The organism is Paenibacillus tundrae, assembly GCF_030812775.1.
Lineage (GTDB): Bacteria > Bacillota > Bacilli > Paenibacillales > Paenibacillaceae > Paenibacillus > Paenibacillus tundrae_A.
Genome location: NZ_JAUSTI010000005.1, coordinates 284,994 through 301,330 on the forward strand (window position 1 = coordinate 284,994; position 16,337 = coordinate 301,330).

Consider the following 16,337-nt stretch of genomic DNA (forward strand, 5'->3'; position numbering starts at 1 on the left):
TATTGCCTACTGCAATAATAGAGGCGAAAGGAAGAAAAAACATGAGTTCTTTTGTGCATTTGCATGTTCACAGTGAGTATAGTCTGCTGGACGGCGCTGCGCGTATTTCGGATCTCGTGGATAGAGCTGCAGATCTCGGAATGACATCACTTGCGCTAACCGATCACGGTGTGATGTATGGCGCTATTCCTTTTTATAAAGCGTGCGTAGCACGGGGTATTAAGCCGATTATCGGATGTGAGGCGTATATGACTGCAGGCTCTCGCAAAGAGCGGGGGAGTCGTAAGGATCAGCCGATTCATCATTTGATTTTGCTGGCGAAGAATATGACAGGTTACCGTAATCTGATGAAGCTATGTTCGATCGGTCATTTGGAAGGTTTCCATTATAAGCCACGGATTGATATGGAGAGCTTGCAGGCACACCACGAGGGCATCATATGTTTAAGTGCGTGTCTGGGCGGAGAGGTACCCCAGCATTTGTTGCACGGACGAGAAGAGGAAGCACGGCGGGCGGCGCTGCGTTACAAAAACATTTTCGGTGAAGACTTCTATCTTGAACTTCAGGATCATGGTCTCTCAGAGCAAAAACGTGTCAATCCACAGCTAATGAAATTAGCTGCTGAGCTGGAAATTCCGCTCGTAGTGACGAATGATGCTCATTATCTGTTAGAAGAGGATGCGGAGCTCCAAGATGTGCTGATCTGCATCGGGACAGGTAAAACTGTTGATGATGAAACTCGGCTGCGGATTGGAACGAACCAACTGTACCTGAAAAGTGGGGAAGACATGGCGCGTTTGTTCCCTCATGTGCCTGAAGCTATAGCCAATACCGTTCGCATTGCCGATTCTTGTGAATTAGAGCTGGAGTTTGGCAAATCGATTTTGCCTGAATATAGACCACTCCCAGAAGGACAAAGCCCATCTACGTATTTGCGTCAATTGTGCGAGGTAGGTATGGAAGAACGGTATAGCAACACCGTGCGGTGGACGGACAAGGAGCAGCGTTCTGAACTGGAGCAACGATTGGATTATGAGCTTCGGGTGATTGATAGCATGGGATTCTCCGATTATTTCCTTATCGTATGGGACTTTATCGCTTATGCTCACCGTCAGAATATTGTGACAGGGCCCGGTCGGGGTTCATCTGCAGGTAGTATCGTAGCCTACACGCTGAAAATCACGGATGTTGATCCTATGAAGTATAACCTGCTCTTCGAGCGGTTTCTGAATCCTGAACGGATCTCTATGCCCGACATCGATATTGACTTCAGCGATGAACGTCGGGATGAAGTCATTGATTATGTTGCGGACAAGTACGGAAAAGCACATGTAGCGCAGATTATTACCTTTGGTACAATGGCTGCTCGTGCAGCAGTACGTGATGTTGGACGTGCACTCAACGTGCCATATGGCGAAGTAGATAAAGCCGCAAAGTTGATTCCGGCTCAGCTAGGTATCAATATACAGCGGGCGATGGAAACGACGCCTGAATTGATGACCTTGTATGAGACCAAACCGAAAACACGTGAGCTATTGGATATGGCGATGAAGGTAGAAGGTATGCCTCGTCATGCCTCCACACACGCAGCCGGAGTGGTCATCTCTCGTGATCCGCTGACAGACGCTGTTCCGCTGCAAGAAGGCAGTGAGGGTACGGCTCTGACGCAGTATTCTATGGAGAATTTAGAGGCCATCGGATTGCTCAAAATGGATTTTCTCGGATTACGTACTCTTTCTATTATTGAGCGATGTCTTCGTTGGATTGGGGAGCATGAAGAGGTGCCAGATTTCCGCCATATACCGGATGATGATGCACAGACGTATGAGATGCTGGGGCGTGGCGATACGATGGGCATATTCCAATTAGAGTCTGCGGGAATACGGCGTGTCATGAAAGACATGAAACCTAGCGTATTTGAGGATATCATCTCCGTGCTGGCTCTGTATCGTCCAGGCCCAATGGAGTTTATATCCAAATATATTCAAGGTAAGCACGGTCAAATAGCAGTGGATTATCCGCATGCCGACCTAGAGCCAATCCTGAAAGATACTTACGGTATTATCGTCTATCAGGAGCAAATCATGCAGATTGCTTCGCGAATGGCTGGTTTCTCACTGGGTGAAGCCGACTTGCTGCGCAGAGCTGTGTCGAAGAAAAAACGGGAAGTGCTGGATCTGGAGCGCGGACACTTTGTTCAGGGTAGCCTGAAACAGGGGTATAGCGAAGCAGAGGCAGATTTGGTCTACGATATGATCGTCAAATTTGCAAACTACGGTTTCCCGCGTGCCCATGCCGCTGCTTATGGTGTACTGGCTTTCCAAACGGCGTATCTCAAAGCCCATTATCCCGTTCATTTTATGGCATCCATGCTGACAGCTGTAATGGGTAGCCACCGGAAAGTTGCAGAGTATGTTGTGGAGTGTCGCCGGATGGAGATTGAGGTATTACCTCCGGATGTGAACGAGAGTGGTATTTTGTTTACGCCGGTCTTTACTGCTACTACTTCTTCTGATCGACAGGAAAGTAATGCTACAACTCAAACCGGTGAGAACACGAAAGAGGAAGCTATGCATGGTCATGGTCATGGCTATGACCATGCACACTACGGTGATGCACCTCTGCCAGATGATCCTGGGCCTGAGCCGGGAGAAGAGGGTGCTGATTATGAGTGGCAGACATCCACTGCCATAACCGAACCTTCTGTGAAGCCCGAAGGGACGGGCGTTGTCACAGCTGCTACAGCAGGACATTCGAGCGATGAAGAGAACTCAGCTTCACAGCCGGCGATTTCATTTACAGCCGCAGGAACAGCAGCAGAACTGGACGAGGGAGCACAGACGCTTACAAGGTCAGGTGCCATTCGCTTTGGTCTTGCTGCAGTCAAAAACGTAGGTACCCAAGCGATGGAAAGCATCATGATTGTGCGTAAGGAACGACCTTTTGACAGCTTGCTCGACTTTTGTCGACGTGTCGATCTGCGGGTGTGTAATAAACGGGTAATTGAATCGCTGATCCAAGCGGGAGCTTTTGATTCGTTACCTGGTCATCGAGCACAGTTACTTGCGATGCTGGATGAAACGGTGGAGGCCGCGCTAAAATGGCGTAAGGAACGTGAGGACTTACAAATTCAATTGTTTGATTTTGTGGAGACACCGAATTGGGAGATTGAATATCCGGAAATTCCACCTTTCTCTGCGAGTCAGCAGTTGGAGCTAGAGCGTGAATTACTCGGTTTATACCTCTCGGGTCATCCGCTGGATGACTTTGAGAAAATACTTGAATCCAGCGGTGCAGATCGGATTATGGAACTGACCGAGGCGGCCGATGATACGATGGCGGTTGCCGCAGGCATGGTTGTCTCTGTGAAGTCGATTACGACGAAACAGGGGAAAGCGATGGCGTTCATGGAGCTCGAAGACCAGATTGAACGCTGTGAAGTAGTTCTCTTTCCCGAAGTATGGCGGCGAAGCCAGCAGGTGATCGGGAAAGGTGAACTGCTCGTCGTGCGTGCCAAAGTGCAGCAGCAGGACGAAGGGTTTAAGCTGCTGGCTGAGGAGGTGGCGTCGCTCACACCGACGGCACTGGAACAGCAGCTACGCAGTCGCGATCGGCGCGCGAAGCCCGGTAGCGCTTCACGCCCAGCGGCTGCGCCGAAGCAGCCGGCTGGTGCGGGTGTTGGAGCCGGAGCGCAACCTAGCAGCGTAGGCTCTGCAGCAGTGCGCGGTAGCGATGCTGCAAGGGGTGACACTGCCGGGGCGAGAAGCGCTCCGAGCGGACGCCCCGGTGCAGGCAGTGCGGAGCCGACTCGTCGGCCTCAGACGGTGGAGCAGCGAGTGTTTGTGAAGATTAGCCCTCAGGCGGAGACGCCCGAGCTGCTAGCGCGATTGAAGCAGCTTCTAGAGCAACATCCAGGGCCTGTAGCCACTGTGCTCTTCTATGAGCAGCAGCAGAAGCTACTTGCACTGAGTGACGGCTATCGAATCAAGCCTTCTCCAACCCTCTTTGCCGAAATGGAGAACATGCTTGGTGAAGGAACCGTCAAAATTAAATAGGTTCAGCAGACAACTTGTCTGTCTGTCTTCATAACATAAGAAGAACCTGTTCGGTGACAACCGGACAGGTTTCTTTGTGTTTCATTTATTAATTATTACCGGCTGAATTGACATAGTGAGGCTTTTTTTATGAACATTTTGTGAGTGTACTGCATACACTTGAGAACACCGAAGAACCTGGGGTTCTCCGGGGGAGTGAGGCGGGAGGTCGAGATATGTCATATGAAATCGTAGAAGCTATGCTGGCCCGGCGGGGTGTACAGATTGAAGCGATCGCGGAGATTGTATATCAACTGCAAAAAGGGTACCACCCGGAACTAACCATGGATGATTGTGTCATCAGTGTTAAATCTGTACTGCAAAAACGTGAGGTGCAGTATACGTTGTACACAGGCATAGCCCTTGATGAGCTTGCAGAGAAACGTTTGTTGCCTCAGCCGCTACAGGCTATTATGGAAGCAGACGAATCCTTGTACGGAGTGGACGAGACTCTAGCTCTTGGTATTACACATGTATTTGGTATGATTGGTTTAACTAGCTTTGGTTATCTGGACAAAGAAAAAATAGGCGTTATTCATGACCTGAATGAGCATGGATCCGCCATTCATGTGTTTCTGGACGATCTTGTTGCAGGGCTTGCAGCAGCAGCTTCCGCTCGTATTGCACACAAAAATATTAAAGCCAAGCAATACCCCGGTGATGTATAAACGAGCATCTACGTATAGGTTGTGATGTTAGAAACGTCCTTTGTAGAGGTAGAAGTGCAGGTCTTCCATGTCGTAGTGGTTGCTTGGAAGACCTGCATGTGCGTACTCAACACTTCAAATTGCAAACATTCTGTTGACCGTATCAGGTGTCTTTGGGGAGCAAATATCCCTCATAATCCTGTTTTCTGCCGATAGATCCTGAACCCTTTCTTGCAGAAAAAAAGTGAGGTATGTTATCATTAGTCCAATATACGGGCTCTGAACATTAGCTTAGGGGGCGGACATGGTATGTGGACGGTGATTTACATTGCACCGACGGCAAAGGTTGCGGACAAGATCAAGACCAAGCTTTCGGAAGAAGGTTTTCTGGTACAGACCCGTCCCATCAGTTTATCCAAACAGCAATTTGAGATTCGCGTTCCTTCAGGGGAACTGGAAGAAGTCCAGGAAGTGCTGAATTCGATTCTGCATTCCTGATCGTTCAACATCAGACACACGCCTTGGCGAATGAGAAAGTACCATTGGTACATAAGGCTGACCGCGTAAGCGGAGAGAGAGGAATCGACTTGCATGTGCTGTATGCTGCTGTCCTTCCTTCTTTTTTTGTTAGGACAAGAACCGATCTCGTTGCATTCGGAGACCCTACCAAGATAGATTTAAGCATCGGCGCAACAATCTTTCGGTAATTGCAGGTAACATCAATCGTGCTGACAGAAGCCGCTGATCCTTGCCTTATGCCGGTGGATTTTTTTGTTGTGAGTGCTGGACAAGACCCACGGCAGCTTGTGGGACGTAAGCGGTTTACCGTCGTACGCGGAGAAGTCGTCATTGACGATAACTGCAAGTTGCGGCTAATCAAATCAACGGCTGGAGAGGTGTAGTTGTGTTCAAAGATATATTCCAGAAGAAAAGGAAGTACGCCACCATACCTTCCGAGCGTGCGCTTCAAGGCGAAGGTCAGGAAGTGAGTGAGCGCCCAAAACGAGAAATACCTGAAGGGCTAATGAACAAGTGCAGCAAGTGTGGCACGATTCAATATAGTAAGGAATTAGAGAAAAACCTGAAGGTGTGTCCTTCTTGTGGTTACCATATGCGTCTTAACGCCATGGAGCGTATCGGGATGATTTTGGATGAGCAAGGATTCATGGAACATGATGCGGATATGGTATCAGTTGATCCTCTTGGCTTTCCAGGGTATAGCAGCAAGCTGGAGCAACAACGTCTGAAATCCGGTTTGAAGGAAGCTGTTATTACAGGTGAGGGGACGATAGAAGGCTTACCTGTTGTAGTAGCGGTTATGAGCTTTGACTTCTTTACAGGTAGTATGGGTTCAGTGGTAGGAGAGAAAATTACCCGTGCTATTGAATATGCTACAGAGAAGCGTCTGCCTATTATTATATTCTCTACATCGGGTGGTGCTCGGATGCAGGAGAGTATTCTCAGCTTGATGCAGATGGCCAAAACAAGTGCAGCGTTGTCCCGATTAGATGAACAGGGCGGCCTGTATATTTCAGTGATTACAGATCCGACTACCGGCGGTGTTTCGGCGAGCTTTGCGAGCTTAGGCGATATTAACATTGCTGAACCGGGAGCTGTATTTGGCTTTGCCGGTAGAATTGTTATTGAACAGACAATTCGTCAGAAACTGCCTGATGATTTCCAAACAGCAGAATTTAATATGCAGCATGGACAGCTGGACTTGGTGGTTCACCGGAAAGAACTTCGTACAACCCTTGCCAAGCTTCTAGATATGCATAGTGAAAAAGGAGGGGTCTAAATGGCGGGTGAGTTGCCATATGAAGCGCCTCTGGTTGAGATGCGCAAAAAGATTGAAGAGCTCGTACAGTTCGGTCAGGAAAAAGGCATCGACTTCACAGACGAGATTGCGCGTCTGGAGGAACGTTATCATAGACTGGAAGAAGAAATATACTCTGGCATCACAGCGGCTCAGAAAATGCATCTGGCTCGGCATCAGCAGCGACCAACAGCCCTCGATCTAATTCAGTTAATTTTTACGGATTTCATTGAGCTGCACGGTGACCGTATGTTTGGCGATGATCTGGCTGTTGTTGGTGGATTAGCGAAGCTAGATGGCAAAACAGTTACCGTCATCGGCCAGCAGCGGGGGAAGGATACAAAAGACAATATCGCCCGCTTTTTCGGGAGCGCTCATCCGGAAGGTTTCCGGAAAGGGCTTCGTCTGATGAAACAAGCTGACAAATTCGGACGTCCAATTATTACGTTTATTGATACTAAAGGGGCGTATCCGGGTAATACTGCTGAAGAGAGAGGTCAATCGGAGGCTATTGCTCGTAACCTAATGGAGATGGCCAAACTGTCTGTGCCAGTTATTGTTGTCGTTATTGGTGAGGGCGGAAGCGGTGGCGCACTTGCACTAGCCGTAGGTAACCGTGTGCTCATGCTGGAGCATGCCATCTACTCAGCGATCTCTCCGAATGGAGCAGCTTCGATTCTGTGGAAGGATGCAACGAAGGCAGATCAGGCTGCAGAAGCCATGAAGATTACTGCCAAAGATCTACTGGAAATGAACGTTATTGAGGATATCATACCTGAACCTCGTGGCGGGGCTCACCGGGATTATGAAGCATCTGCGGCAGCCATTCATGAGGCGCTAATCCGTCATCTGGATGAGATGAAAGGGTGGAGCAGCGACCAATTGAAGCAGGATCGCTATGAGAAGTTCCGTAAGATTGGCTCGGTTACATTTGAATCTCCAGTCCCAGATCAAGCTCCTCAACCACCTGTAGAAGTGGATGTAGTGAATAATTTGTCGGGAAATGCTGAATGATGTGACGAATTTCCTATACAAATGAACCAAAGTATAGTAAATTTAATAGTTGGAAAAAGAAAAAGATATATACAGAGAGACCTTTTAAAATCGGAGGAAACCCAAAATGCGCAAAACGAAAATTGTATGTACGATTGGCCCATCCAGTGAATCACTGGAAAACACGAAAAAATTGATTATGGCCGGTATGAATGTGGCCCGTCTGAACTTCTCCCACGGTGATTTCGATGAGCACGGCGGACGGATCAAAGCGATTCGCCAAGCATGCGAAGAACTGAACAAAACAGTAGCGATCCTGCTGGACACCAAAGGACCGGAAATTCGGACAGGTAAACTCGAAGTTGAGCCAATCGAATTGGTTCAAGATGAGTACATCACTTTGACAACAGAAGAGATTCTGGGAACCAAAGAACGTCTTTCCATTACGTATGCAGATCTCCCAAATGATGTTGAGCCGGGATCTACAATTCTGATCGACGACGGTCTGATCGGACTGACTGTGGTGGAAGTGCAAGGCACCGAGATCAAATGCCGTATCGTTAACGGTGGATCGATCAAGAGCAAAAAAGGTGTTAACGTTCCGGGCGTTGCTATTTCTCTGCCGGGTATCACTGAAAAAGATGCTAACGATATCGTATTTGGTATCGAGCAAGGTGTCGATTTCATCGCGGCTTCTTTTGTGCGTAAAGCTAGTGACGTACTTGAGATTCGTGAATTGCTTGAAAAGCATAATGCTGGACATATCCAAATCATCTCCAAAATTGAGAACCAACAAGGTGTCGACAACTTGGACGAAATCCTTGAAGTGTCTGACGGTCTGATGGTTGCTCGTGGAGACCTGGGTGTTGAAATTCCTGCTGAAGAAGTACCATTGGTACAAAAACGTATGATCGAAAAATGTAACGTTGCAGGTAAACCGGTTATCACGGCTACACAAATGCTGGATTCTATGCAACGTAACCCACGTCCAACACGTGCTGAAGCAAGTGACGTGGCTAACGCAATCTTTGACGGTACAGATGCAATCATGTTGTCTGGTGAGACAGCTGCGGGTAAATACCCAGTTGAATCCGTTCTGACAATGTCTCGTATCGCTGAAAAAGCAGAATCTGCTCTGCCTTACCAAGAGCTGTACCTGAAGCAACGTGTTGCTCAACAAACAACGGTGACTGAAGCAATCAGCCAATCGGTTGCATTGTCAGCTCAAGATCTGAACGCAAAAGCGATCATTACTTCGACTGAATCAGGACATACAGCACGTATGATCTCGAAATATCGTCCAGAGTCACCAATTATCGCTGTAACAACAGAAGACAGAACTTCCCGCCGTCTCGCACTGGCTTGGGGTGTAACACCTGTCAAAGGTAGATTGGTTGATTCCACAGATGCATTGTTTGAAAATGCAATCGAAGGCGGAGTGAAATCCGGACTTGTTAAAGAAGGCGACCTGGTTGTTATTACAGCTGGTGTACCTTTGGGTCGTTCCGGTTCCACGAACCTGATCAAAGTTAGCCAAATTCCAAACCAAGCTTAATTGTTGGAATGGATTTAATGATGTTAAGAACAGGAATGAAGCAATGGGGCATGATATGTCCCATTGCTTTTTTCCATCTATATACCGATGTGCAACCATAACACATTCAGACTCGTATAACGAAGGGAGTAACCTCATGGAGCAAAATGGAGCAGGAAATTGGTACGCGGCGAACCTCCGCGTGCGTTATCAAGAGAGTGATCAGATGGGTGTAGTTTATCACGCTAACTACTTAAATTGGTTTGAGATCGGTCGAACTGAGATGATTCGCCAAATGGGGTATACATATCGTAAAATGGAGGAACAGGGGTTACTGCTTCCGGTAACCGGGCTGGATGTGAAATATCATAAACCTGCAAGGTACGATGATGAAATTGTGATTTTCACCCGAATTGCTGCATTTAGCGGTCTACGACTGAATTACGAATATGATGTAAGACGAGTGACTGCAGACAATGGTGTCAACAGCATAGGGCAGCGAGTGTGGTCATCTGATGAATCTAGACCAGGAGAACGATTAGTCACAGGCTCTACTCAACATGTATGGGTGAACGGCGACTGGAAGGTAGTAAGGCTGGATAAGGTAGCCTCTGAGCTCTACAGTGCACTTGAGAAAGTGTGGCTCTCAGGAAAGGAGTAATACGAATGCGTAGATGGATGTGGGCTGTACTGCTCATCGTTCCGGTTATTGAACTGTTTGGTTTTATTCTTATGAGCGACTGGATCGGAGCGGGAAAGACGCTGCTTCTTATGATTCTCACGTCCTTGATCGGTATAGCAATGCTGCAATTTGAAGGACGGAAAGTGCTTGTGGATGCCAAAACCGAGATGGAACGAGGTAAAGTGCCTGGCCGAAAAATGGTCGATGGACTATTTGTTTTCGTTGGGGGATTCTTGCTATTGATTCCGGGTTTTGTTACGGATCTCATCGGGTTTACATTGGTGTTTCCATTAACACGTTCGGTGTATCGTCTGTTTTTCTTAGGATGGCTTGAGAAAAAAATGAAGAATGGCAGTATCAAATTTTATCGCCGTCCGTAATGATCATATTGATTCGAACAAAAAAGGCTCCACCCGTGCAGATGCATCTGCCGAGTGGAGCCTTTACTCATACGCTTAGTAACCTTTCTGTACGCTTCATCGAACCCATCATCGGACCCTTCCGTTGATGATGTATGTTCGCAGATCCCGTAGCACATTGGCTCGATTGAATGCATCGAGAATCACCAGGCTTACTGGGCCGATGATCAAACCAAGTACGCCGAATAGCTTCAACCCTACAAACATGCCGACTAGTGTGGCAAGAGGGTCTAAGCCTACACTACTAGCTAATACTTTGGGTTCAATAATCTGTCGTGCAATCAGCACGATCAGATAGATAACCGATATGCCAATTCCAAGGTACAGATCCCCATTCATAATGAGATAAGCTGCCCACGGGACCATCACTAATCCAACACCGAGATAAGGTAACAGATCAACAAGTCCGATAAGAAGTGCAATCGTGAAAGCAGACTTAACCTGCAAAATAAGTAATCCAATCATCACAAACACAGCGGTAATGGAGATCATGATGAGTTGTGCTCTTGCATAACCAAACAGAGCCTTTTTTAGGTCATTCCATATGTCAGTGATCGGTTTACGGATGGAGGAAGGTACCCAGCCAGATACGGTGATACTATGACGGGTCCAACTTTTGCTAATAAAGAATGTGGAGAGAAGCACAACGATTAGGACTGCACCCATATTAGGCAGCGAAGTGAGTAGATTTAGAATTACGTTGAAGAATCCAGTCACAAGGTCCGTAACCGCCGTTCCGACCGTCTCCGTTGTTTTGCTGATGTTGCTATTGATCGTTTCCTGATAGTTTGGGTTTTCTTTGTAGAATTCATTAATCTGTGTAATCAAACTTTGGATCGTATCATTCTCCGTCCAGCGGATAAAGACAGCCTTTATTTCATCAACATGGAGATCGAAACTTGTCGTTAATGAAATGACCTCTTTCACCATGCGAGTTACAGCAGCCGATAAGACAAGTACGATTGCCCCGAAATACACAATCAGCGATAAAGTGACAGCGAGCCAGCGTGGAAACCGTGCTTTATGCTGAAGCAGTTTCACAAGGGGGTTCATGGCATAAGCGATGATCCAGGCAATTGCAAAAGGGTACAGCAGGGGAAACAGCAGATAAATGGCCACCGCGATGAGAATCGTCGCAATAATTACCCATAATCCGCGCATTAGGCGCTTTAATATAATTCTGTCCAAACCTCACGTCTCCTTATCTAATAGTTCATTCAGTTCCAGTTCCATGAAGGTATCTAATTAATATAGAGCAAATAGGACATTTTGAAACGCCAATTTCGCGAAAATGCATGAGATTTGTGTTCTTTTGCCTAGAGTATGCCAGATGGCAGGGGATAATAGCAATAAAAAGAAGAAGTTGAATAGGACTACGTTAAAACTATATATATGAATCAATTTCATAATACCTTTAGTCGCTTCAATCAAGGGTAGATAATAGATTAAAATGGTTCAATTTGTCTATATCTACTCACAAAACTTCATTTCCAGTGGTTTATGAAATTGATTCGTGTAGAATAAAATGTCAACCTTGTTTGTGTAAAGGCTTTCAAAAATGCTTTATCGGGTCGATAAATATGTTTGATGTGCAAAACAGCTTCCGTCATGTTCACATAAACGACAAAATCCAGTATGATTATATAAGTAATTATCGATTGACAGATGATAAACCCGAATTTTTACTTCTTTACTATTTTATGAAATGTAAATGTTTACAACACCAGGAATGCTTATGGAAAGCTTCATTAGGCTAGTGTTTTTTGATTTCGTTTAATAAAGGAGAGAGTAATATGACAGCTACCAAAGGTCTGGAAGGCATCGTTGCAACAACCTCCTCGATCAGCTCTATTGTAGACGGTGTTCTTACATACCGTGGATACAATATTGATGATTTGGCAGAGCATGCAAGCTTTGAAGAAGTTGCTTATTTGCTGTGGTTTGGTAAATTGCCGAACGCAGATGAATTGAAATCCCTTCGTAAAAGTTTGAGTGATTACGCGCCGATCCCAAGTGATCTGGTTGCACAAATCAAATTGTATCCCAAAAACATGAGCACGATGGCAGCTCTGCGTTCTGCCATTTCTGCCCTAGGATTATATGACGAGCAGGCTGACGAAATGACGGCTGAAGCGAACGAGAACAAAGCGGTTAAATTGCAGGCTCAATTGCCAACGATTGTTGCAGCTATCGCTCGTATTCGTGAAGGTAAAGAACCTGTAGCACCAAAAGAAGGCGCTTCCATTGCCGAAAACTTTTTATATATGTTGACTGGTGAAGAACCGTCGGATACAGCAGTAAAAGCCTTGGATCAAGCGCTCGTATTACATGCGGATCACGAGTTGAATGCTTCCACTTTTGCAGCGCGTGTAACTGTTGCGACGTTGTCCGATATTTATTCCGGCGTGACTTCCGCTATCGGGGCGTTGAAGGGGCCGCTACATGGCGGTGCTAACGAAGCCGTAATGAAGATGTTGAATGAGATTGGCACACCGGATCGCCTTGAAGCAGCAATTCAGGAGAAACTGGATAACCGTGAGAAAATCATGGGCTTTGGACACCGTGTGTACAAAAATGGCGACCCACGTGCGAAACATCTGCAGAAGATGTCTAAAGAACTGGGCGACATGAATAATGATACACGTCTCTATGATATGTCTGTGAAGATTGAAGAATTGGTTACAGGACAAAAAGGTCTGAAGCCAAACGTAGACTTCTACTCTGCATCTGTCTATACACAGCTAGGCATTGAGCACGAGTTATTCACACCAATCTTCGCGATTAGCCGGGTATCTGGTTGGACTGCTCACATTCTGGAGCAGCTCGCAGATAACCGCATCATTCGTCCTCGTGCTGAGTACACTGGACCAACAGAACAGAAGTACATTTCAGTCGAGCTTCGCTAATTACGTCAAAACCAGTATAATAATGAAGGATGGGGCGAAGGGTGAATTCGATTGACGAGAGTCAGTCGAAGACGAAAGACCCTTCCCTCGATTAGACAAGCGGTATAATCATACCTAAACTCATACAACGATCAAGGAGGAATTGTAACTATGAAATTAGAAAAATTCGCTCATCCAACTGAAGGAGAAAAAATCCAGATCGATAATGGTGCACTGCAGGTTCCTAACAACCCGATCATTCCGTTCATCGAAGGTGACGGTACAGGTCGCGATATCTGGAAAGCTTCCAAGCGTGTATTGGACGCAGCAGTTGAAAAAGCATATGATGGCAGCAAAAAAATCGCTTGGTACGAAGTATTTGCTGGTGAAAAAGCATTTAATACATATGGGGAGTGGTTGCCGAACGATACGCTCGAAGCGATTCGTGAGTACATCGTAGCAATCAAAGGACCTCTGACTACACCAATCGGTGGTGGTATTCGTTCCCTGAACGTAGCACTTCGTCAAGAGCTTGATTTGTACACATGCCTGCGTCCAGTGCGTTATTTCGACGGCGTACCTTCCCCGGTTAAACGTCCTGAATTGGTTGATATGGTTATTTTCCGTGAAAATACAGAAGATATCTATGCGGGTATCGAGTATGCAGAAGGTTCCGATGAAGTGAAAAAAGTTATCCAATTCCTGCAACAGGAAATGGGCGTTAACAAAATCCGCTTCCCTGAAACTTCCGGTATTGGTATCAAGCCAGTTTCTTCCGAAGGTTCCAAACGTTTGGTTCGTGCAGCGGTACAATACGCAATCGATCACAACCGTAAGAGCGTTACGCTGGTACACAAAGGTAATATCATGAAATTTACCGAGGGTGCCTTCAAAAACTGGGGATATGAAGTGGCTGAAGAAGAGTTCGGCGATAAAGTATTCACTTGGGCTCAATACGATATCATCAAAGATAAAGAGGGTACAGATGCAGCGAATGCAGCTCAAAAAGCAGCTGAAGATGCTGGCAAAATCATCGTAAAAGATGCGATTGCTGATATCGCCCTGCAACAAGTATTGACTCGTCCAGGCGAATTTGATGTTATCGCAACATTGAACCTGAACGGTGACTATCTGTCCGATGCACTTGCAGCGCAAGTGGGCGGAATCGGTATCGCTCCAGGAGCTAACATTAACTATGTAACAGGACATGCTATCTTCGAAGCTACACACGGTACTGCTCCTAAATATGCTGACAAAGATGTCGTGAACCCTGGTTCCGTAATCCTGTCTGGCGTAATGTTGCTTGAGCATCTGGGCTGGCAAGAAGCGGCTAACCTGATCTACAAAGGTATGGAAACATCCATTAACAATAAAACAGTAACGTATGACTTCGCTCGTCTGATGGACGGAGCAACTGAAGTGAAATGTTCTGAATTCGCTGATCAAATCATTAAAAACCTGTAAGGGGAGATGTGAATCGTGACTATTCAGCGCAAAAAAATCACAGTAGTCGGTGCCGGTTTTACCGGTGCTACGACTGCACTGATGCTTGCCCAAAAGGAACTCGGGGATGTCGTTCTAGTAGACATTCCTCAACTGGAGAACCCGACAAAAGGTAAAGCACTCGATATGCTGGAGGCAAGTCCTGTTCAAGGCTTCGACAGTCATATCGTCGGAACTTCCAACTATGAAGATGCTGCAGGTTCGGAGATTGTTATTATTACGGCAGGAATTGCCCGTAAACCGGGAATGAGTCGTGATGATCTGGTCAATACGAATGCGGGAATCGTGAAGTCCGTCTGTGAAAATGTGAAAAAATATTGCCCTGATTCAATCGTCATTATTCTGAGCAACCCGGTAGATGCAATGACTTATGCAGCGTATAAAACTCTTGGTTTTCCCAAAAACCGCGTAATTGGTCAGTCGGGCGTACTCGACACTGCCCGTTATTGTACATTTATCGCTCAAGAATTGAACGTATCTGTTGAAGATGTGCGTGGTTTCGTTCTGGGCGGTCACGGGGATGATATGGTGCCTCTTGTTCGCTATTCGAGCGTTGGAGGCATTCCGATTGATACGTTAATTCCAGCAGACCGGATTGAAGCGATCGTACAACGTACACGCGTTGGCGGTGGTGAGATCGTGAACCTGCTTGGTAACGGTAGTGCGTATTATGCTCCAGCAGCTTCCCTCGTGCAAATGACGGAAGCCATCTTGAAGGACAAAAAACGTATCATTCCTGTTATTGCTTATCTTGAAGGTGAATATGGCTATAACGATCTGTTCTTAGGCGTTCCAACGATTCTAGGTGGAGACGGGATCGAGAAAATATTTGAATTGGATCTGACTGCTGAGGAAAAAGCAGGGCTGGATAAATCTGCTGAGTCCGTTCGAAATGTCATTTCGGTTGTAAATATTTAAGTTTGAAAAGATTTTGAACAAGAACAAGGAGAAAACCCCCGAAAAACCGGGGGTTTTCTTTCTTTTGGATAAGTTCCCCAGTATAATAGTATGTGATGTATAGCACACTGAAATGAATTGAGGAGGATGGAAATTTTGGGAATGATTATGTATCTGCTTCATATTGTTGGAGCACTGTCGTTAGGCTTCTACCTAATTCTGCCGTTCGTAGTCGGTAGAATCCGTAAGCTGAATGTAGCAGCACAAGAGGGCGCATTCACATCACTTCGATCTTTGAATCGTATCGCTCAGTATGGACTGATTATCCAGCTTCTCACTGGGGGTTACCTGATGACAAAAGGGGAGTACTCTCACCTCTGGATGGGTGTAGTGGTTGTCTTGTTGCTTGCAATGGCTGCCATCGGTGGAATTATGGGTAAACCGCTGCGTTTGGCTGCAGAAGGTGTGAAAAGCAACCGTGATGTAAGTCCAGAACAGGGCAAGATTCGTATGTTCAGTACACTGCTGGCTGTGTTCCTGCTGATTATGGTTTATCTCATGGTAGATAGCAGCGTAATCTAAGAATGAATATTACTACAATACGTAAAGCGTTCTAACCTGATTTTATGCCTTTGTCGATTGTGCCAGTAAGATGGGACAAGCTGACCTGAGGTGATATCAGGTGCACATACAAACCAAGATACAACCAAAACAGACAGCCTTAGGACTGTCTGTTTTTTTTTATTTATGCTATTCACGAGATCAGATGTATTTAACTATTGATAAAATTGATGATGTACGATCTTAAAGATGCGCTCTCAGAATTGATCTGTGTAAGTAAAGCTTATTTGATCTAGAAACTATCTA

14 protein-coding genes are annotated in these 16,337 nt (G+C 46.2%); 13 read left to right on the forward strand and 1 reads right to left on the reverse strand.

Annotation, left to right across the window (positions count from 1 at the left end; translation table 11 throughout):
* Positions 1-41 precede the first annotated feature (41 nt).
* The 9 genes from J2T19_RS11620 (at position 42) to J2T19_RS11660 (ending at position 10,146) form a co-directional block, all read left to right on the forward strand.
* On the forward strand, positions 42-4,055 hold the full coding sequence (locus tag J2T19_RS11620; protein ID WP_307215812.1) for a DNA polymerase III subunit alpha: 4,014 nt from the start codon (positions 42-44) through the stop codon (positions 4,053-4,055).
* A 215-nt stretch (positions 4,056-4,270) separates the two neighbouring features.
* Positions 4,271-4,762 carry a phosphatidylglycerophosphatase A family protein gene (locus J2T19_RS11625; RefSeq protein WP_307215814.1) on the forward strand — a complete coding sequence of 164 codons (492 nt, stop codon included), beginning with the start codon at positions 4,271-4,273 and terminating at the stop codon, positions 4,760-4,762.
* A 288-nt stretch (positions 4,763-5,050) separates the two neighbouring features.
* Positions 5,051-5,239, forward strand: coding sequence for a hypothetical protein (locus J2T19_RS11630; protein ID WP_017689496.1), 189 nt, complete (start codon positions 5,051-5,053; stop codon positions 5,237-5,239).
* A gap of 209 nt (positions 5,240-5,448) precedes the next feature.
* The gene (locus J2T19_RS11635; protein ID WP_156395426.1) at positions 5,449-5,643 is read left to right on the forward strand and encodes a hypothetical protein; all 195 of its coding nucleotides are present in this window, start codon (positions 5,449-5,451) and stop codon (positions 5,641-5,643) included.
* 2 nt (positions 5,644-5,645) lie between these two features.
* A complete protein-coding gene (accD, locus tag J2T19_RS11640; RefSeq protein ID WP_307215817.1) occupies positions 5,646-6,539 on the forward strand; it encodes an acetyl-CoA carboxylase, carboxyltransferase subunit beta in 894 nt (297 codons plus the stop codon).
* Positions 6,540-7,571, forward strand: coding sequence for an acetyl-CoA carboxylase carboxyltransferase subunit alpha (locus J2T19_RS11645; RefSeq protein WP_307215819.1), 1,032 nt, complete (start codon positions 6,540-6,542; stop codon positions 7,569-7,571).
* 106 nt (positions 7,572-7,677) lie between these two features.
* A complete protein-coding gene (pyk, locus tag J2T19_RS11650; RefSeq protein WP_145047808.1) occupies positions 7,678-9,105 on the forward strand; it encodes a pyruvate kinase in 1,428 nt (475 codons plus the stop codon).
* Positions 9,106-9,241: 136 nt separating this feature from the next.
* The gene (locus J2T19_RS11655; RefSeq protein ID WP_307215822.1) at positions 9,242-9,745 is read left to right on the forward strand and encodes an acyl-CoA thioesterase; all 504 of its coding nucleotides are present in this window, start codon (positions 9,242-9,244) and stop codon (positions 9,743-9,745) included.
* A gap of 5 nt (positions 9,746-9,750) precedes the next feature.
* On the forward strand, positions 9,751-10,146 hold the full coding sequence (locus tag J2T19_RS11660) for an FxsA family protein (RefSeq protein ID WP_056695468.1): 396 nt from the start codon (positions 9,751-9,753) through the stop codon (positions 10,144-10,146).
* Between the two features lie 108 nt (positions 10,147-10,254).
* Here the strand turns inward: J2T19_RS11660 and ytvI are convergent, their stop codons facing one another.
* Positions 10,255-11,373 carry a sporulation integral membrane protein YtvI gene (gene ytvI / locus J2T19_RS11665; RefSeq protein ID WP_307215824.1) on the reverse strand — a complete coding sequence of 373 codons (1,119 nt, stop codon included), beginning with the start codon at positions 11,371-11,373 and terminating at the stop codon, positions 10,255-10,257.
* A gap of 605 nt (positions 11,374-11,978) precedes the next feature.
* Between ytvI and citZ the strand changes: the two genes are divergently transcribed.
* From citZ to J2T19_RS11685, 4 genes are all read left to right on the forward strand, one after another.
* Positions 11,979-13,091, forward strand: a complete 1,113-nt coding sequence (citZ, locus tag J2T19_RS11670) for a citrate synthase (RefSeq protein WP_307215826.1) — start codon at positions 11,979-11,981, stop codon at positions 13,089-13,091.
* Between the two features lie 150 nt (positions 13,092-13,241).
* Positions 13,242-14,534, forward strand: coding sequence for an NADP-dependent isocitrate dehydrogenase (gene icd / locus J2T19_RS11675; RefSeq protein ID WP_251382920.1), 1,293 nt, complete (start codon positions 13,242-13,244; stop codon positions 14,532-14,534).
* A 15-nt stretch (positions 14,535-14,549) separates the two neighbouring features.
* Entirely contained in the window at positions 14,550-15,491 is a 942-nt protein-coding gene (mdh, locus tag J2T19_RS11680; protein ID WP_056695460.1) for a malate dehydrogenase, read from the forward strand.
* A 135-nt stretch (positions 15,492-15,626) separates the two neighbouring features.
* Complete coding sequence (locus J2T19_RS11685) at positions 15,627-16,052, forward strand: hypothetical protein (RefSeq protein ID WP_307215829.1); 426 nt, start codon at positions 15,627-15,629, stop codon at positions 16,050-16,052.
* Positions 16,053-16,337: the final 285 nt, after the last annotated feature.